13 protein-coding genes, 1 tRNA gene, 1 rRNA gene and 1 pseudogene are annotated in these 19,033 nt (G+C 61.1%); 9 read left to right on the top strand and 7 right to left on the bottom strand.

Features of this window, described 5'->3' with window-relative positions; genetic code table 11:
• Positions 1-225: pseudogene (locus tag Q0Y09_RS11650) on the top strand (hypothetical protein); the annotation flags it as partial.
• A gap of 30 nt (positions 226-255) precedes the next feature.
• Here the strand turns inward: Q0Y09_RS11650 and Q0Y09_RS11645 are convergent.
• Positions 256-843, bottom strand: a complete 588-nt coding sequence (locus tag Q0Y09_RS11645; RefSeq protein WP_297721804.1) for a TetR/AcrR family transcriptional regulator — start codon at positions 841-843, stop codon at positions 256-258.
• Between the two features lie 141 nt (positions 844-984).
• Here Q0Y09_RS11645 and Q0Y09_RS11640 point away from each other — a divergent pair, with 141 nt between their 5' ends.
• Positions 985-1,848, top strand: coding sequence for a DegV family protein (locus Q0Y09_RS11640; protein ID WP_297721800.1), 864 nt, complete (start codon positions 985-987; stop codon positions 1,846-1,848).
• A gap of 72 nt (positions 1,849-1,920) precedes the next feature.
• Here the strand turns inward: Q0Y09_RS11640 and Q0Y09_RS11635 are convergent, their stop codons facing one another.
• The 4 genes from Q0Y09_RS11635 to Q0Y09_RS11620 all read right to left on the bottom strand — a co-directional run bounded on the left by Q0Y09_RS11635 (position 1,921) and on the right by Q0Y09_RS11620 (position 10,578).
• Positions 1,921-3,843 carry a methyl-accepting chemotaxis protein gene (locus Q0Y09_RS11635; RefSeq protein WP_367184388.1) on the bottom strand — a complete coding sequence of 641 codons (1,923 nt, stop codon included), beginning with the start codon at positions 3,841-3,843 and terminating at the stop codon, positions 1,921-1,923.
• A gap of 537 nt (positions 3,844-4,380) precedes the next feature.
• Positions 4,381-7,545 (bottom strand): GLUG motif-containing protein, encoded by a 3,165-nt coding sequence (locus Q0Y09_RS11630; RefSeq protein ID WP_297721797.1) that lies wholly within the window; start codon positions 7,543-7,545, stop codon positions 4,381-4,383.
• The gene (locus tag Q0Y09_RS11625) at positions 7,542-9,986 is read right to left on the bottom strand and encodes an MMPL family transporter (protein ID WP_297721794.1); all 2,445 of its coding nucleotides are present in this window, start codon (positions 9,984-9,986) and stop codon (positions 7,542-7,544) included. Before Q0Y09_RS11625 ends, Q0Y09_RS11630 begins: the two co-directional genes overlap by 4 nt.
• Positions 9,987-10,002: 16 nt before the next feature.
• Positions 10,003-10,578 carry a TetR/AcrR family transcriptional regulator gene (locus tag Q0Y09_RS11620; RefSeq protein WP_297721791.1) on the bottom strand — a complete coding sequence of 192 codons (576 nt, stop codon included), beginning with the start codon at positions 10,576-10,578 and terminating at the stop codon, positions 10,003-10,005.
• Positions 10,579-10,840: 262 nt separating this feature from the next.
• On the opposite strand from Q0Y09_RS11620, the gene Q0Y09_RS11615 reads away from it, so the two are divergent.
• The 5 genes from Q0Y09_RS11615 to Q0Y09_RS11595 are packed head-to-tail and all read left to right on the top strand — an operon-like array spanning position 10,841 to position 15,779.
• A complete protein-coding gene (locus tag Q0Y09_RS11615; protein ID WP_297721789.1) occupies positions 10,841-12,394 on the top strand; it encodes an ABC transporter substrate-binding protein in 1,554 nt (517 codons plus the stop codon).
• A gap of 38 nt (positions 12,395-12,432) precedes the next feature.
• Positions 12,433-13,374, top strand: a complete 942-nt coding sequence (locus Q0Y09_RS11610; RefSeq protein ID WP_297721786.1) for an ABC transporter permease — start codon at positions 12,433-12,435, stop codon at positions 13,372-13,374.
• 16 nt (positions 13,375-13,390) lie between these two features.
• Positions 13,391-14,206, top strand: coding sequence for an ABC transporter permease (locus Q0Y09_RS11605; RefSeq protein ID WP_297721783.1), 816 nt, complete (start codon positions 13,391-13,393; stop codon positions 14,204-14,206).
• A gap of 2 nt (positions 14,207-14,208) precedes the next feature.
• Positions 14,209-15,009 (top strand): ABC transporter ATP-binding protein, encoded by an 801-nt coding sequence (locus tag Q0Y09_RS11600; RefSeq protein WP_297721779.1) that lies wholly within the window; start codon positions 14,209-14,211, stop codon positions 15,007-15,009.
• Positions 15,010-15,026: 17 nt separating this feature from the next.
• A complete protein-coding gene (locus Q0Y09_RS11595) occupies positions 15,027-15,779 on the top strand; it encodes an ABC transporter ATP-binding protein (RefSeq protein ID WP_297721776.1) in 753 nt (250 codons plus the stop codon).
• Positions 15,780-15,929: 150 nt separating this feature from the next.
• Here the strand turns inward: Q0Y09_RS11595 and Q0Y09_RS11590 are convergent, their stop codons facing one another.
• Positions 15,930-16,769 (bottom strand): pyridoxamine kinase, encoded by an 840-nt coding sequence (locus Q0Y09_RS11590; protein WP_297721773.1) that lies wholly within the window; start codon positions 16,767-16,769, stop codon positions 15,930-15,932.
• 297 nt (positions 16,770-17,066) lie between these two features.
• Between Q0Y09_RS11590 and Q0Y09_RS11585 the strand changes: the two genes are divergently transcribed.
• Positions 17,067-17,151, top strand: a tRNA-Leu gene (locus Q0Y09_RS11585).
• A 111-nt stretch (positions 17,152-17,262) separates the two neighbouring features.
• Here the strand turns inward: Q0Y09_RS11585 and metA are convergent.
• Positions 17,263-18,180, bottom strand: coding sequence for a homoserine O-succinyltransferase (gene metA, locus Q0Y09_RS11580; protein ID WP_297721770.1), 918 nt, complete (start codon positions 18,178-18,180; stop codon positions 17,263-17,265).
• A gap of 651 nt (positions 18,181-18,831) precedes the next feature.
• Between metA and Q0Y09_RS11575 the strand changes: the two genes are divergently transcribed.
• Positions 18,832-19,033: ribosomal RNA gene (locus tag Q0Y09_RS11575) — 16S ribosomal RNA — on the top strand; the annotation flags it as partial.

The following is a 19,033-nucleotide window of genomic DNA, read 5'->3' as shown; positions in this document are numbered from 1 at the left end:
GGACTGGACATTACCGCCCTGCCGGTAGAGCGGCGGCTGCGCCGGGCGGTGCTGGCCGAGCCGGGGCCGGTCCCCGCCCTCACCGGCGGGGAGCTCTACGCCATGGGTCTGCGCGGGGCGGAGATCCGGGCGGCGCTGGACGCCCTGCGGGGGCACATTTTGCAATACCCGGAGGAGAATACAAAAGAGAAACTACAAAAAGTTTTGCAAAAAAGGGGCCTCTGACGTGTCAGAGACCCTGTTTTTTTGTTTCGGTCAGACGTGGAACAGGGTGACGAAAAGACGATAGTCCTCCTCCATCCTGGGCAGGAGGGGATAGGAATAGCTGTGGAGGGCCCAGTCGATGACCACGCCGCGGAAGTGGCGGAAACAGAAGTCGGCGATCCACTCGGGGGAGTGGCCGGGGGCCAGGATGCCCTGGGCCTCCGCCTGCCGGAAGCATTCCACCATGGCCCGGAGGGTGTAGCGGCTCTGGTCCATGCTTCTGGTGCCGGGTTCGGCGATCCGGCGCTGATAATAGCGGCCAATGAGCTCGCCGCTGTGCTCCATGAAGCGGCCGTAGGCGGAGAGCAGCCGCCACAGACGCTGGTCGGGGCTCTCCTCCTCACAGCCCTCCAGCACGGTGCGCATATAGTCGTCCAGCGGGGAGAAGCCGTGCTCCAGCAGGGCCTCCTTGGAGGGGAAATGGTGGTAAAAGGCGCCGGTGGTGATGCCGGCGGCCTTGCAGATATCACGGACGGAGACCCGGTCAAAGCCCCGCTCCCGCATGAGCTCCAGGGCGGCATAGAGGATCTTGCGCTCGGTCTCCTGGCTTTGCAGCTTCCTGCGCTGGGCATATTCCACGGCTTACATCTCCTTTCTTTCCGTTGACAAGCGGGCTGAGATAGCCTATAATACTCAGTAGCATAACAGTGTTATGTGATGGTTTCAGCCTATTATATATCGGGGCCGCAGGCCCTGTCAACAGATGGAGATGATGTCTCAATGGCCCCTCGTAAAATCGCCCTGCTCACTGACTCCTGCGCCGATCTGCCCGACCGTGTGGCGGAGGAAAACCGCATCCATGTGGTCCCGCTGCGCATCCGCTGCGCCGACGGGGAATACCGGGACGGCGTGGACATCCACGCCGCCGACATCTACACCCGGCTGCGGCAGGGCGAGCTGCCCAAGACCTCCCTGCCCACAGGGGAGGACATCGCGGCGGTCTTTGACCGCATCGCCGCGCAGGGCTATGACGGCGTCATCGCCGTGATGCTCTCCGGCGGGCTTTCCGGCACCTACAACATGGTGCGGCTCATGGCGGAGGAGCGGAAGGACCTGGAGATCAAGGTCTATGACTCGGTGAGCGGCTCCCTGGGCACCGGCGTCACCATGCTGCAGCTGGCAGAGGACCTGCGCGGGGGGGCCTCCTGGCGGGAGCTCACCCACAAGCGGGTGCCCCAGCTCATCAAGGGGTCCCACCCCTTCTTCTCGGTGGACACGCTGGAATACCTCCAGAAGGGCGGACGCATCGGCAAGGTGGCGGCCATGGCGGGCACTATGCTCCAGATCAAGCCCCTTATCACCTTCGCAGCCGACGGCCAGCTCCAGTCCGTCGCCAAGGTCCGGGGCCGGAAGCAGGTCATGGACAAGCTGGTGGATCTGACGGTGAAAGCCTGCGGCAGCCACAAGCGGTACAATCTGGCGGTGGCCAACGGCGGCGCGCCGGCGGAGATGGAGGAGCTGCGGGAGAAGCTGAAGGCGGCCCTCCCCAACTACGACCACATCTGGGAGGGCGAGATCGACAGCACCTTGAGCGTCTACATCGGCGACGGTGTCCTGGGCGCCTGCGTCCAGACGCTGGACTGAAGGGAAAATATGATCCATCAGCTGAAAAAGGAGTCCCCGCAGAACGTTCTGCGGGGACTCCTTTTTCAGCAATCACTCTTCCTGCTCGGGATAAAGCTGGAATTTACCAACCAGCTCCTTGAGCAGATGGGCCTGGCTGGAGAGCTCTTCACTGGCGGCTGCACTTTCTTCCGCAGTGGCAGCGCTGGCCTGGATCACATTGGAAATCTCGTTCACACCTTCCGTAGCCTGACGGATGGCCTCTTTTTGACGGGCAGAGTGCTCGGCAATGCCTTGTGTGCGGGCCGCAACCTGAGAGATGCCATCTGTCACCAAACGGAAGGATTCCGCAGTCTCATCCACGATCTTCTTGCCGTTATGAACAGCGGCCAAGGCTTTGGAGATGAGCTGTGCGGTTTCACCGGAGGACTCGGAGGTTTTGTTGGCCAGATTGCGGACCTCGTCTGCCACCACTGCGAAGCCTTTTCCGGCGTTACCGGCCCTGGCGGCCTCTACGGCGGCGTTGAGAGCCAGGATATTGGTCTGGAAGGCGATGTCCTCGATATTTTTCACGATCTGACCGATCTCCTGAGAGGCGGCGTTGATCTCATCCATGGCGGAGAGCATTTCGGACATTTTTCGGTCACCGTTCTCCACCTCCAAAATGACCTCGCGGAGCTGGGCGTTTGCCTCATCGGTATTCTGGGTGTTGGTATCCACATCAAGCTCGAGCTCGGACATCATGGAAGCCAATGCCTGAATACCGGAGGTCTGCTCTGTGGCTCCCTGGGCCTGGGACTGGGCGCCGACGGCTACCTGATTGGAACCGGCATCCACCTGCTCTGCGGCTACGGAAATGGTGCTCATGGTATTGGAGAGATGGTCTCTTGTGGAAAGAAGGCCGTCCTTCAAGGCAGCAAATTCACCCGTGTAGTCATGCCGCAGATCAAAGACAAAGTTGCCAGCGGACATTTCTTGGAGGGCATGGGTGACTTCGGAGATATAGTCGACGTACAGACTCAACCGGGCTACCATCTCCTCCAGGGCGGTATTGATTACCCCGAATTCATGTCTGGCATGGGGATCGGTAGAGATGGAGAAATCTCCGTTGGCGATCTGCTGCGCAGTGGTGGATAAGCGGTTGAGGTGCCGGACGATGCCCTTTTGAAGGAAGAGGAAGAGAATGAGGAAGAGAATAATGGAGAAAGCGATGCTCAAGATGGCTAGGGTGGCCCCCAGTGAGCGGGCGCTGGACATCAGCGCCTGCTCAGAAGCTGTGGTGACGATATACCAGCCGCTTTCCGGAATTTGACGGAACCAGGCCAGATAGGTCTCTCCGTTCTCTGTATAGCTGCCAGTGCCCTCTTTTTCAGTCAGAATCTGGTTTCCCAACTGGGCCAGAGAGGGGTTCTCCTCGGAAAGAATGTTGGCGCTGAGCAGCTTGGCGCTATCCTCATCAGCGATATATACGCCGGAACCATCCAAAAGGAAAGCGCGGCCGTCTGCAACTACATCCAAAGAGAGAATCATCTGCTGCATTTGAGTGAGATCAATGTCTGTCGTAGCTACGCCGATGAAGCGACCGGACGCATCATAGATGGGGGCGGAGGAGGTTACCATGGAGATCTGAGCAAACGAATCATAGTAGGGGGCGGACCAGACGGAAGATTTGGAGGTATTGACTACATTGGTATACCAATCCTGATCCGTATAGTAGATACCGTCTCCCAGAGAATAGTTGTCCACATAAACCGGATGGCCATTTTCGCGCATGCAATAGGGGGAAAAGTATTGCTGATCGGCCCGGTAGGCATGGGGCTCAAACCAGATGCCACCGCCAAAGGTCTCGGCGTTGCTGCCAATAAAGCCGGTCAGAATATCTTCATAAGAGGATTCTTCCCACTCGGCGCCGGAAGGGGCGCCCATTGTGCCATCGGGTCCCACGGTGGGCGTGAGGGTGGTCACAGCCTGATTGTGGATGGCCTCCACACTCCTGGCCATGGTCTCAGCCACCATGCGATTGTTGGAAAGAGAGTTTTCAATAGACTCCGATGCAACGGAAAGACACAGGGACATCTCATCTTCAGCCGCGGTTTTGAGGACACGACTTGCACTGAAATAACCCATCAGAGACAGGATGGCCATAGAGAGAAATACCGTTGGAACCACCATCAGTAAAAGCGAGGTGCGCACAGAGTGACGGGAATGCGCCGTATGTTCTGTTTTTTCCATACAAAAATCTCCTTTTTTCAAAGCGTCCCGGGCTGGTCAGAGCATCGTGCTTGGCTGGTTGGCGATGAGGGAAGCCAATGGATCCTCAAAAATAAAGGAAAACCTGGCTTCATTTTTTCAATCGACCTAAAAGAGCAAAGAAATAATACTGAAGAATCGAAATAATCGACAAAAGAATAAATGGTAAAATAAGGGGCGTTGTTTGAGCAAAAAATGTGTGGGGCCGAGGCGCATCTGTGAGCGGGGCATCCCGATCTAAAATCAATAAGGGCCAGGTTGTTGACCCAGCCCTTATGACCAGACGCTTGCGGTAAAGCGCCTTTACGAGATCGCGCAGGGAGCTCGTTTTTTTCGCCGGCGCCCCTTCAAAAGAAGAAGGAGAAAGAGGGCGGCTGCGCCCGCCCCGGTGGCCAGAATCCAGCCCTGTGCGCCGGGGGAGGTGTGGTCCAGCAGGAGGACCTGCCCCTCTGCGGGGGCCTCCAGCACCAGATAGCTGCCGTCGGTCTGGACCTCGGCCAGCTGCCAGACGCCGTCCGTCAGGAGCGCGGCGGCGGGGCGGTCCACATCCTGTGTCCGGAGGCGCAGGAGGACAGTGCCGCCTTCGCAGCCGGTGATGGAATAGGCATAGGCTGCCGCCGGGGCATAACCGGCGGGGACCTCGTCGGGCAGGGGGAGGGTCTCCACGTCCAGGATAGCGCCGGGGACGAAGGTGCCCTGGGCCAGCAGAACTGGGAGGTCTTCCCCGGAGGATAGGGTGGTGACGGGGGCGGTGAAAACGGCCTCCAGCACCATGGACCGCCGGAGGTCCTGGGTGGGGAAGTCAGGCCAGACGCCGAACTGACCGTCCTTTTCCGGCGTCTCAGGGATCAGAGCGGAGTCCAGATCGTCCCCATAGGAGAAGGGCAGCTCGGCCACCGTCCGGCCATCCACCACGAAGGTATAGGAGAAGGTGAGGAAGTCGGCAGGCACACCGGACAGCTGGGCGAAGGCGTCAAAGTCCAGGCCCTGGGCGGCCCCGGCCACGTCCACCCCGTCCAGGCCGGGCAGGTCCTCCAGCAGGTAGCGGTTGCCGGCGAGGTCGCCGTCGCTCTCTCCGGTGATGGCGCCCAGGGCTTCGCCGTCGCTGTCGCAGCGCACCATGGCCCGGCAGTCGGTGAGATCGCCGCCCAAGCCGGTGATGCCGCCCAGCCAGCTTTCGCCGGTGAGGTCCACAAGAGCGGCGCACCGGGTCACGACGCCCTGGGTGCGGCCCGCGATGCCGCCGGCGTAGTCGGTGCCGGTCTCCACGGTGCCCCGGGCAATGCAGTCCAGGATGGCGCCGGTCTCACACCGGCCTGCGATGCCGCCGGCGCAGTCGTTCCGGGCAGTGATGGCGCCGTCAAAGCGGCAGTCCCGGATCACGGAGCGCAGGGTGGCGGTGACGTCAGTGAGGAGCTCCATGTCCTCCAGGGTGGAGGTCTCCTCCGGGTCGCCCCCAAGCTCCAGGCCCACGGTGCCCACGATGCCGCCGGTATTGGAGTCGCCTGAGACCGACGCGGCGACGGTGCAGCCCCGGATGAGGCCGGGGCCCTCGACGACCTCCTCGGCCAACTCGGCGACGGTGAGCTCCGGCTTCTCGCCCAGGTCATGAATGGCCTGGCGCACCTGGTCCAGAGAGCCGATGATCTGGTCGGCGGTGGCGTGGAGGGCGTCGTTGTCCGTGCCGGCGGCCTGGGTCATCTGGTCCACCTGGTCCCGGATGATGGTGAGCTGGGCGTCAATGTCGTCGGCGGCGGCCTGGGTCTTGTCGCCCAAGGTGTCGGTGTATTCTTTGAGCAGGTCACGGATGTGACTGCCGCCGTTGCTCACGTCGTCCAGCTCGTCGGACACCTGGCCGGAAAAACGGTCAGAGAGGGTGAGCAGGTGGTCGGCGGCGTCGTAGAGGGCGTCGGCGGCCTCATCGGCCTGGTCTCTGGCCTCCGCCAGCCGGTCAGAGGTGTCCTGGCTGATGTCGTTCCACTGGCTGGTGAGGTCGCGCAGCAGCCGGGAGATGGTGGAGGCGGCGTCGCCGATGTCGCTGAGGTGTCCCTTGGGGTCCAGGGAGGGGAAGGGGACCGACAGCGCGCCGGTAAAGTCCCCACCGGCCACCAGCTCGGTCACCTCTCGGATGTAGTCGTGGAGGTCGCGCAGTTCCTGGTCCATCTGGGAGAGGGCGTTCTGGATGACGTTCCCCTGCCGGTGGATGTCGTCGGCGCTGTCAGCCAGGGCCTCGATGGCCTGAGTGAGGCCGCTGTCCACGCCGGAGAGCATGTCGTCCATGGCACCGCGGAAGCGGTCGGTCTCGTCCAGCAGGTCGTTCAGATCGTCGTTGGCCTGGGACTGGAAGGTGTCGGAGCTGGCCCGGAGCCGGTCCAGGGCGTCGCCGATGTCCTGCGTATAAATGTAGAGGGTATCGGACATGGCGCGGAAATCCTCATGCCCCTCCGTGCCGGCGTCATGGGTGCGGTCCTGGATCGCGCCCAGGGCGTCGGTGATGACCTGGGCGTCGTCCAGGCCCCGGGCGCTGATGTCGTTGACCTGGTCGACAAAGACGGACATGTGGTCAAAGAGAACGGCCAGACTGTCGTTGAGCCGGTCCAGGGGAGAGGGGCCGTAGGTGAACTGGGTGTCGGGCTCGAACTGCCCGGCGATGCCGCCCACATCCTTGCGGCCCTGGACCTCGCCGGTGTTGACGCAGTCCAGCAGGCTGCCGGAGTGAAGTCCGGCAATGCCGCCGATGTTGTAGCCCAGGTGGCGGTATCCCACCGGCCCGGTGTTGCGGCAGCCCTGGATGGTCCCCCGGGAGAGCCCGGCGATGCCGCCCACATTGGTGGGCGGGTCCTGGTCGGCGTCGGTGTCGATCTCACCGGCATTGGTGCAGGTACGGATGAGGCCCAGATTCTCGCCGGCGATGCCGCCGGCGCTGGTGGTGCCGGAGACGGAGGCGGTGCTGCTGCATCCCTCGATGACGCCGCTCTCCCCGTTGCGGCCCACCAGACCGCCCAAGGTTTCGATGCCGGTGGCGGCCCCCTTGGCGTAGCAGCTCCGGAGGGTCCCCAGGTTTTCCCCGGCCAGCAGCCCCACCAGGCAGGCGGTGCCGTCGGGGGCCACGGCCCCTTCCACGGTCAGGGATTCCACCACGGCGGTCTCGGTCAGCGTGCGGAACAGGCCCATCCGGGAGCCCTTCTGGGTGAGGGAGAAGCCCTGGACGGTGTGGCCGTTGCCCAGGAAGGTGCCCTGGAAGATGGGGATGGGGGTAAAGCCGCTGCCGCTCAGGTCGATGTCAGCGGCGAGGGACACGGTGAGGCCCTGGGACCAGCTGTCGCTGGTGCAGCTGCGGGCAAAGGCCAGGAAGTCCTCCCGGTCCTCAATGACCAGGTCCGGGCTGGCCGCCAGCGCGGGGAGGACCTGCCCGGAGAGGAGGAGCCCGGCCAGCAGCAGGGCGGCAAATCGTTTCAGTGCTCTCATGTCTCGTCCTCCTGGCTGGAGCCTTCCAGCTCCTGATATTTGCTTTCGATGAGGGCGTCCACGCTGCCGCGGATGACCCCCTTGAATTCGCCGTCCACGAAGCCGGCCACATGGCCGCGGACGTGGCCGTCCAGACGCATGGCCCCCTGGTTGAACCGCTGCTTCCGGTCCCGGTTGAGGGTGATGGCGGTGCGCTCGATGAGGGCGTCGCCCAGCAGGAGCAGCTGGGGCAGCACGCTCATCACCAGGAAGATGGAGGTGACGGTGCCCCGGCCCAAGGTCAGGCCCACAGAGCCGATGGTGGCGTCGGTGGAGATGCCGCCGATGAGGAAGCCGGCCACGGACATGATGGTGCCCGAGGTGAGCACGGTGGGGAAGCTCTGGCTCAGGGCGGCCACGATGGCGTCCTTCCGGTCCATGACGCCCTTGAGCTCCAGGTAGCGGTTGGTGATGACGATGGCGTAGTCGATGGTGGCGCCCATCTGGATGGAGCTGACCACCAGATAGCTCAGGAAGAAGAGGTTGGTGCCGGTGAGCACGGGGACGGAGAAGTTGATCCAGATGGAGCCCTGGATGGTGAGCACCAGCAGCACGGGAAGTCCGGCGGACTTGAAGGTGAAGAGGAGGATCACCATGACGAAGAGGGCGGTGAGCACGCTGATCTTCATGTTGTCGCCAGAGAAGGAGCTGGCCAAGTCGAAGGCGTTGGTGGAGTTGCCCACCAGGATGACCTCGTCTCCGTACTGGGCCTGGGCGATGGCCCGGATCTGGTCCAGAAGGGCGTAGGTCTCCTCCCCTTCGATGGGGATATCGGCCACGAAGACCAGGCGGGACCAGTTTTCGCCCCGGAGCTGCTCAAGGCCCAGGTCCAGCTCCTCCCGGAGGTCCTCCACCTTCTCCTCCTGCTCGCCGGTGAGGTTCACAACGCCCTTGTCCTTCTGCTCCAGCAGGAACTCAAAGACGTCGATGAGGGGGACGGCGTAGTCGTCGGGGTCCTGGAAGATGGCGCCGTACTCCTCCTCGCTCAGGCCATAGGCTTGATAGAGCAGGCGGCAGAGCTCGATGTCCACCCCGGCCAGCTCCGAAAACTGCCGGGGGGTGAGGGCGTCGGTGAGCACATAGTCGTCCTCCACCTCCACATTGGCAAGGCCGGTGGCCGAGGTGACCGGCCCCAGGGCCTCCACCTGACGGAGGACGGTCTTTTCCTTTTCGTAGTCGCCCCGGGGCACCAGCACGGCGATGGTGTTCTTTTTGCCAAAGGTATCGGTGACCTTCTCGTCGGCGATGCGCCAGGCGGGCTTGTTGTCAAAATCTGCGTCATTGGTGTCGAAGACGTATTCACACTTGCTGGAGAGGATGGCGCAGGCCGCCAGGACCACCAGGAAGACGGGGGGCAGGATGTAGCGCAGCTTCAGTACCCCGCGGCCCCAGAAGTCGATGCTGGGGACCAGATTTTTGTGGCGGGTGCGCTCGATGGGCTGGCTGAAGAGCATGAGGAGCCCGGGCATGAGCAGGAACACGCACAGCATGCTGCACACAATGCCCTTGGCCAGGACGATGCCCATGTCGAAGCCGATGCGCAGCTGCATGAGCATGAGGGCCACCAGACCCGAGATGGTGGTGAGGCTGGAGGAGGAGATCTCCACGATGGCCTTGCTCAGGGCGGCGATGTCGGCCTCCCGGGGGGCTAGGCCGTTGTCCAGCTCCTCCATGTACCGGTGGCAGAAGATGATGGCGTAGTCGATGGCCAGGGCCAGCTGGAGCACCACGGCGATGGAGTTGGTGATGAAGGAGATGGTGCCGAAGATGAAGTTGGTGCCCATATTGAGCACGGCGGCGGCGGCGAACACGATGAGGTAGACGGGCACCTCCATGTAGCTTTTGGAGGTGAAGAGGAGGACCACGACGATGACCACCGCGGCGATGAGCAGGATGACCGTCATCTCCTTCTGGAGGTTGGCGGAGTCGTCCCGGCCCACCTGGGTGGAGACATAGACGTCATAACCCTCCAGGGCGTTCTGTGCGGCCTGAAGGGCGGCGACGGCCTCCGGGTCGTCCTCCGGGGCGTCAAAGGAGATGGAGAAAAGGGCGGCCGAGTCGTGGTAGTGGTCGTCGGTCTCGTCAAAGTCGACGCCGGAGATGCCGGGCAGGACCTCCAGCTTTCGGGAGAGGTCCCAGGCGGTATCCAGCGGGATGTTGGAGACCATGATATCGGCGGCCCCCAGGGTGATGAACTCCTCGTCCATGAGGGTCAGGCCCCGGCGGGTCTCGGTGTCCTCCGGCAGGTAAGAGGTGATGTCGTTGTTGACCTCCACCTTGTCAATGGAGGCGGCGCAGAACAAAAAGGCCGCCAGAAAGACGAGGTAGAAGGCTTTCCGCTTGTCTACGATAAAGCGCGAGAGCTTGGTCATAAGGGTTTCGGTGTGTTTTTCCTGGTCCATAGGCTGACCTCCTGACTCAAAGGGCGGGTATGAAGCGATCCAGATGGAAGAGGAGGCGCTCCACAGGGACGGGGTCGTCGCTGTTCAGCCACCAGCGGAGCAGCGAGAACATGGCCCCGGCATAAAACCGGGCGGTGATGGCGCTGTCGCAGCCGGGGGCTACGGCCTGGAACCTGGGGTGGGAGAGCAGACGGCTCAGGTCCTCAGCCGCCTTGTCCTCCAGCACATGGGCGTCGGCGTCGGCGCCGCTCTGGTGGCAGGCCTGGTAGAGGGTCCGCCTGGCCAGGAAGAAATCCAGGATATTCCGGGCGGCAGAGAGAAAATAGTCCCGGGCGCTCCCCGGCCAGTCCCGGGGCAGACAGGTCTCCACGCACTCCCGCTCCAGCCCCAGCAGCAGATAGCGCAGCAGCTCCTGCTTGTCGCTGAAATGGGCGTAAAAAGTAGTGCGGTGGACCATGGCCCGCTGACAGATATCGGTGACGGAAAGGTTCTGGAAGGGCCGCTCCAGCATCAGCTCCCCCAGAGCCTTTACCAGGGCCTGCCGGGTGCGGCGCTGCCGCAGGTCCAGCCCCTCGTCTGCCGGGTGCATCATAAAATTACCTCCGATCGCTGAGACCGGACCACGTACCGTCCGGCCATCTTCTGGACATATCATACGCCAATAATCTACAAGCGTCAAGATAAAGGACAAGTGTAGATTATACAAAAAGAGAGGGCCGGGCGGCAAAAAAATCGTTTGGACCCTTGTAATTTCCGACGGGATGCACTACAATAGAGCGCGACAATTTAATAATGGGAGAAGAAGTTATTTTGTTGTAACGCTGTCCCATCGGACAGCGGAAGGAGAATGGGCAATGAAAAAACGGATTCTTGCAGTTTTCCTGGCGGCGGCTGCCCTGGCGTGTTCACTCAGCGCATGCGGAGGAGCAACGACTCAGACACCCGCCCCCAGCGACGAAACTACGCCTTCTTCCGGGGCGCCCCACGCCAATGAACTCAACGTGGGGATCGCCCAGGACCTGGATGATAGTCTTGACCCGTATCAGATGACGGCCGCAGGAACTAGAGAGGTCATGTTCAACGTCTTTGAAGGGCTGGTAAAGCCCGATTCCAGCGGGAATTACGTCAACGCCGTCGCCTCCGACGTCTCCATTTCGGAGGATGGTCTGACCTACGCGTTCACCCTGCGTGACAACGTGGTCTTCCATAACGGCGCTGTATGTACCCCCGAAGACGTGCTCTATTCCTTTGAGACCTGCGCCGCTACCTCGGTGACTTCCGCCGTGGTGGAGGCGCTTTCTGCTGTCACCAGCATGACGGTGGACGGAAATGTCATCACCATGGTCCTGAGCGCCCCGAACAGCGATTTCCTCAGCTATGTGGCCAGCGTATACATCGTCCCCGCCGGCTACGACGCGCAGGTCACCCAGCCCGTGGGCACCGGCCCCTTCAAGTTCGTCTCCCGCAGCGTCCAGGAGAACATCATCCTGGAAAAGCACGGGGAGTACTACGGGGAGCCCGCCCACCTGGACAAGGTGACCTACAAGATCTACGAAGACGGCACGGCCCTCTTCACCGCGCTGGACTCCGGCGCGCTGGATCTGGTGGCCCACCTGACCATCGACCAGGTGAACAACCTGAGCAACGGCTATCAGGTGCTGGAGGGGACCATGAACCTGGTGCAGGCCCTCTACCTCAACAACGCCGTGGAGCCCTTCAACAACGAGAAGGTCCGCCAGGCCCTGTGCTACGCGGTGGATGTGGACGCCATGCTCTCCCTCACCGCCGAGGGCCACGGCACCAGGGTGGGCTCCTCCATGTACCCCGCCTTCGCCAAGTACTTTGACGCCAGCCTGGCCGACGCCTATCCCCACGATGTGGAGAAGGCCAAGGCGCTGCTGGCCGAGGCGGGCTATCCCGACGGCTTCTCCTTCACCATCACCGTGCCCAGCAACTACCAGCCCCATGTGGACACCGCCACCGTGCTGGTGGAGCAGCTCTCCGCTGTGGGGGTGAAGGCGGAGATCCAGCTGGTGGACTGGAACACCTGGGTGAACGACGTCTATGGCGGGCGGAACTTCCAGTCCACCGTGGTGGGCTTCGACTCCAGCACCCTCAACGCCAGCGGCATGCTGGCCCGGTGGGTGAGCGACAACGACAAGAACATGATTAACTACAACAATGCTGATTATGATGCCGCTTACGCCGCCGCTCAGTCCACCGTGGACGACGCAGAGCAGACCGCCCACTATAAGGAGTGCCTGAAGCTCCTCAGCGACACGGCGGCCAACGTCTACCTCCAGGATATGGCCGACTTTGTGGCCATGCACCCCGATCTGGAGGGGTATGAGTTCTATCCCCTCTACGTGATCGATATGTCCAAGCTCTATTTTAACGCCGCCGCCTGACCCCAGACGGCGCAGAAAGGCAGAAAGGAGGCGAGGAGATGAAATATGCCGCGAAAAAATTCCTCACTCTCATTATTACATTGTTCATTGTTTCTCTCCTCGCCTTCCTGGCCTTCCAGATCATCCCCGGCGACCCCACCACCAAGCTCCTGGGCACCGAGGCCACCGAGGCGGCCAGGGCCGAGCTCCGGGCCGAGCTGGGGCTGGACCGGCCCATTCCGGTGCGGTACTGGGATTGGCTCACCAGCTTCCTGCGGGGGGACATGGGGATGAGTTACAGCTACCACATGCCGGTGGCCGATATGCTGGGGGAGAAGCTGGCCATCACCTTCCTCCTCACGCTGCTCTCCTTTGCCGTTACCATCGTCCTCTCCATCCCCCTGGGCATCCTGGCCGGCAGCGTCCGCAGCGGCTGGCTGGACGGCCTGGTCACGGCGGTGGATCAGGTGGTCATGAGCGTTCCCGCCTTTTTTATCGGTATCCTGGCCTGTTTCCTCTTCGGCATCGTCCTCAAGGTCTTCACGCCCGGAGATTTTGTCTCCTACACCCAGGACTGGGGCGCCTTCCTCAGCTATCTCATCCTGCCCGCCCTGTCCATCGCCATCCCCCGCATCGCCATGACAGTGAAAATGCTCCGCAGCGCCATCCTCCAGGAGTCGGGCAAGGACTATGTCCGCACCGCCCGCAGCCGGGGCGGAGACCGGGGGAACATCCTCCGCCGCCATGTGCTCAAAAATGCCCTTATCCCGGTCATCACCTTCCTGGCGGTCTCCGCCGCCGAGATCATGACCGGCACCATCATTATCGAGCAGGTCTTCACCATTCCCGGGGTGGGACGTCTGCTGCTCGCCAGCATCTCCAACCGGGACTTCCCTGTGGTCCAGGCCATCGTGGTCATCATGGCCGCCTGGATCGTTCTGGTAAACTTTGTGGCCGACCTTCTCTACCAGCTGGTAGATCCCCGGCTCAGACTGCGCTGAGGAGGTCCAATTAACGATGAAAGAAAAAGGAAATCCTTTGCTCTATATCGGCGGCGCCATCAGCGGGGTCATGGTGGCCCTGATCCTGGTGGGCTACGTCTGGACCCCCTACGGTCCCACCGCCATGGATGCCGCCGCCAAGAACCAGGGGCCCTCCCTCCTCCATTTGCTGGGGACCGACAACTTTGGCCGGGATATTTTCAGCCGGGTCCTCAGCGGCGCAGGCACCTCCTTCTTCATTGCCGTGTGTGTGGTGGCCATCGGGTGTGTGTTCGGGATCCTCATCGGCAGCCTGTGCGGCTACTTCGGCGGCCCCGCCGATGTGATCCTCACCCGGGTGTGCGACTCCATCACCGCCTTCCCAAGCATTCTGCTGGCCCTGGTGGTGGTGAGCATCATCGGGCAGGGCACCTATAATGTGATCTTCGCCCTGGGCGTCCTTTTTATCCCCAGCTTCGCCCGCATCGTCCGGGGGGAGTTTGCCCGGTGCCGGGACCTCAACTATATCCGCTCCGCCCGGCTTGTGGGGGTGGGGAAGGTGCGCATCCTGTTCTCCCACATCCTGCCCAACACCATGCCGGTGCTGCTGAGCGCCGTCACCATCGGCTTCAACAACGCCATCCTCAGCGAGGCCAGCATGAGCTTTCTGGGCATTGGCATCCAGCCGCCCTATGCCAGCCTGGGCTCCATGCTCAGCGACAGCCAGACCTATCTGGGCAGCGCCCCCTGGTATGCCCTCAGCGTGGGCGGCGCCATCGCCCTGCTCATCCTGGGTTTCAGCCTCCTCAGCGAGGGGCTCCAGCGCCGGGCCCAGCGGGATCAGGAGGTGTGACCATGGGAAGGCTTTTGTGTGTCGATGACCTGCATGTCCGCTTCCTCCGGGACAAGACCGGCCGCTGCGCCGTGGACGGGGTCTCATTCTGCCTGAACGAGGGGGAGATCCTGGGCCTGGTGGGGGAGTCGGGCAGCGGAAAGACCGTCACCGCCATGAGCATCAGCGGCCTGCTGCCCTGGCGGCAGGTGGAGGTCCGGGGGAGCATCTCCCTGGCCGGTAGGGAACTTCTCCAGTGTGGGGAGGATGAACTGCGCCAGATCCAGGGGAGCGACCTTTCGGTGGTTTTTCAGGAGCCCATGACCAGCCTGGACCCCCTCATGCGCATCGGGCCCCAGGTGGAGGAGAGCCTGCTCCTCCACACCAGGCTCACCCCGCGGGAGCGCCGGGCACGGGCCCTGGAGGCCATGGCCCAGGCGGAGCTCCCGGAGCCGGAGGAGCTCTATGGGAAATATCCCCATGAGCTCTCCGGCGGCATGCTCCAACGGGTGATGATCGCGGCGGCCATTGTCTCCCAGCCCAAGCTGCTGCTGGCCGATGAGCCCACCACCGCTCTGGACGTCACCATCCAGGCCCAGATTCTGGCGCTGCTGCGCAAGCTCAACCGGGAACAGGGGACGGCCATCCTCTTTATCAGCCATGACCTCCATGTGGTCCGCAAGCTGTGCGAGCGGGTCATCGTCATGCAGGGCGGGCGTCTGGTGGAGGAGGGACGGGTGGAGGACATCTTCCACGCCCCTGAAATGGACTATACCAGGCGGCTCATTGCGGCCATCCCCACCCGGGAACGGAAACTGATATAAGAGAGGAGGTCCGCAGCATGGAGACAGAACCGGTGCTGGAGGTGCGCCATCTCAACAGCTATTACGGCGGGGGTCCCGCGCTCCTCGGGCGGAAAAGCGCCCGGAAGCAGGTCCTCCATGACGTGAGCTTCCACATCGCGCAGGGGGAGATCCTGGGGCTGGTGGGAGAGTCCGGCTGCGGCAAGACCACCCTCTCCCGGGCCATCCTGGGCATGCTGGGGGACTATGGAGGGACCTGTGACGGAGAGATCATCCACCGGTCCCGGCGTCCTCAGATGGTCTTTCAGGACCCTTTCAGCAGTCTCAATCCTGCCCACACCGTGGGTTGGATTTTGGAAGAGCCCCTCCGGGTAACCGGCGGCCTGACCGCTGAACAGCGCCGGGCGGCGGTGGAGGAGATGCTGGTGAAGATCGGCCTGGGGCCGGAATTTGCCCAGCGCCGCCCCTGGGAGCTCTCCGGCGGCCAGCGACAGCGTATCTCCATCGCCAGCGCCGTCATCACCCACCCGAAGCTCATCCTGGCCGACGAGCCGGTGAGCGCCCTGGACGTCACCATCCAGGCCCAGATCCTCCAGCTCTTGGTGGACCTCAAAAAGGAGTATGACCTGAGCTATCTCTTCATCAGCCACGACCTCAATGTGGTCTACCAGATCTGCAGCCGGGTCATTGTGATGAAGAAGGGACATATCGTGGAGGAGAACACGGTGGATGAGCTCTTTGCCCACCCACAGCACCCCTATACCCGTCAGCTGCTGGCAGCGGCGGAGTGACGTGGTTGCGGGTGTGGATCATAGAAAATCGTTTGCTGAAAGCTCAAAAGGAGAGACGCCGCTTGTGCGGCGTCTCTCCTTTTGAGCTTTCATATTCCTAGATAACTGGAAACAAATGTTCGGAGGCGATCCAGTCTGTCCCGGTGTCGTTCAGACCAGCTCCTGGAGGAGCGGCTCGAATTGTACGCCCTCCAGCATGGGGGTGCCGGCGGTCAGGGTCCGGGCCACGGCCTTTTGGATGAAGTCTACCGCTCGGGCGGTGGCTTCAGACAGGGCCTCGCCACGGAGAAGACTGCCCAGCAGCACGGCGGCAAAGAGGTCCCCGGTGCCAAAAAATTGCCCTGGTTCCTGTCTGGCCATGGCGAAGCGGATCTTCCCGCTGGCGCCGTCCAGGCACCCGGCGCCCAGGGTCTTGGGGGCCAGACTCACGCCGGTGATGACCACGGAACGCTTTCCATCCAGAGAAAGCCTCTGGAGCCACGCTTCGATCCCGGCCTGCGTGGTGGGGATGCGATCAAAGGGCTCCCCCAGCAGAAGAGCGGCTTCTGTAAGATTGGGGGTGATGAGATCGGCCTCGGCGGCCAGCAGGGCTGTCTGCTCGCACATCTCTTGGGTATAGGTGCGGTAGACCCGGCCGTGATCTCCCATGACGGGATCAATGAGGACCAGGGTCTCCTTCTGACGAAACTGTTGGATAAGACGGCGCAGGAGTGCGATCTGCTGCAAGGAGCCGAGGAAGCCGGAATAGATGGCGTCAAAGGTGACATGAAGGGCTTCCCAGTGGTCCAGAGTTTGCTCCATGGCGCCGGTGAGGTCCTGGAATGCGGCGGCCTCCGGGGCGGGAAAGGCGGTGTGGGCAGAAAGGACCGCCGTGGGCAGAGGACAGCATTGAGTACCCATGACAGAGAGGACCGGCAGGATCACCGAGAGGGAGCAGCGGCCCAGACCGGACAGATCCTGGACGGCGGCGACCTTTGGCGTGCGATTCATGGTATCCCTCCCATGCGTCCGCCATGCTTGGCTGGCGTGACGCGGCATTAACATCTCCATGATACCACGTTCCGCACCAGGGCGCAATTGACTTTTTTATCGTCGGATGGTAAAATACATCTTATATTACAGAAGTGCAGCACAGTGGCACTCCGGCCTGTCACACCGGAGAAGCGTGCTTGCCTTCCCATATGCGGGTATGGTGGAATTGGTAGATTGGGAGGGTTTGGGTGCTGTCACCACAGTGACAGAGTTACCACTCCCTTTCTGGTGCCTGCAATCTTTACAACTAAATATGCGCCTGTGATGGAATTGGTAGACATGCGAGATTTAGGTTCTCGTGCAGCGATGCGTGTGGGTTCGAGTCCCTTCAGGCGCACCACGTCGGAGCAAGCTTTGTATCGCTTGCTCCGACTTTTTCACACCCAAAGCGGAATACGCTCACACTCGAAAGCTCTGTTGCGACATGCTCAGGCGGACAGATGCAGTTGGCTCAGCGTACTTCTGAGATGTCATAGGGAGTAGTCTGATAGACATAGTAATTGAGCCAGTTTGTATAGAGCAGCTGACCGGCGCTCCTCCAACGGACGATGGGGGGGCGCGACGGGTCGTTGTTGGGGAAATAATGGTGGGGGACATGGATGGAAAGGCCCTTTTCCACGTCCCGGAAATATTCCCGGGAGAGGGTATCAGGGTCATATTCCGGGTGGCCGGTGATAAAGAACTGGCGGGAGTCCTCGCTCTTTACTGCGAAAACGCCGGCATCGCCGGAGACGGAGAGCAGCTCCAGACCGGGAGTGGAGCGGATATCGCTCTCGTAGACCTCCGTGTAGCGGGAGTGGGGGGCCTGGAAGACGTCATCAAAACCACGGAACAGGGGAGAGCTGGGTTTGAGGACCCGGTGGTCAAAGACGCCAAAGAGCTTTTCCGGCAGGGAACGCTTTTCGATCCCATAATGATAGTAGAGTCCTGCCTGGGCGCCCCAGCAGATATGGAGGGTGGAGTGAACGTGGGTTTTGGACCACTCCATGATCTCACACAGCTCATCCCAGTAATCCACCTGGTCAAAGTCCAGATTTTCCACCGGGGCCCCGGTGATTATCATACCGTCATACCGCCGGTCACGGATCTGGTCAAAGGTAGTATAAAAGGAAGCCAGGTGATCCTCGTCAGTGTTATGAGACTGATAGCTGGAGGTGCGCAGCAGTTCTACCGCGACCTGGAGGGGCGTATTGGAGAGCTTGCGCAGGATCTGGGTCTCAGTGACAATCTTAGTGGGCATCAGATTCAGGATCAGGACGTTCAGCGGGCGGATGTCCTGGTGCATGGCCCGATATTCTGTCATGACAAAGATGTTCTCGCCTTCCAGTGTGGCGCGGGCGGGAAGGGAGTCGGCGATCTTAATGGGCATGGGAAAACCTCCCTCGTCTTTCATATAATATTAAGAGTAACACAATCCGCCCACACCTGCAAGTCAGGGGAAAGGGTCCGTTGGTAAAGGGAAGGAAAAGGGCTGGAAAAGAAAAAATAAGAAAAATGCAAAAAGGTGTTGACAATGTGGGAATGATTTGGTATATTAACTGAGCGCCTTGCGAGAGGCACGAAGGCAGAACGATGAGGAGAAGAAAATCTCTGAGCTCTGAAAAAAGTGCTTGACAAACTCTTGCGAGCCTGCTAGAATAAACGAGTTCGCGTCAGAGAGGACGACATCGAGAGTCACGAGAGAATCGGAAAACCTCGAAAAAGTTCTTGACAAGAGCTTGAAGATCTGGTAAGATAACAGAGTTCGCGTAAGACGCAAACGAGCCGAGCGCTTCGAAAACTTTGAAAAAAGTTGAAAAAAGTGCTTGACAAACATCACTGAGTGTGGTAAAATGAAAGCCCGCTGCAAAGCGGCGTGCACCTTGTAAATTAAACAACGTGAAGAAAGAAACACGAAGCACCAGAAAAGGACAGAAGTCCTTTCTAGTCGAGTGACTTGAAAGGCTCTTGACGGATTTCTTTGAAGCTATGAATTAGGCTTCAATAAGATGATTTAAGCACTTCGGTGTTTAGATACCATTTTATTGAGAGTTTGATCCTGGCTCAGGATGAACGCTGGCGGCGTGCTTAACACATGCAAGTCGAACGGAGTGCTCATGACGGAGTTTTCGGACAACGGATTGACTTACTTAGTGGCGGACGGGTGAGTAACGCGTGAGTAACCTGCCTTGGAGTGGGGAATAACAGTTGGAAACAGCTGCTAATACCGCATGATGCAGTTG

The organism is Intestinimonas sp., from assembly GCF_026169115.1.
GTDB lineage: Bacteria > Bacillota > Clostridia > Oscillospirales > Oscillospiraceae > Intestinimonas.
Note: the sequence above shows the minus strand (reverse complement) of the source record. Positions and strands in the feature narration are given on the sequence as shown.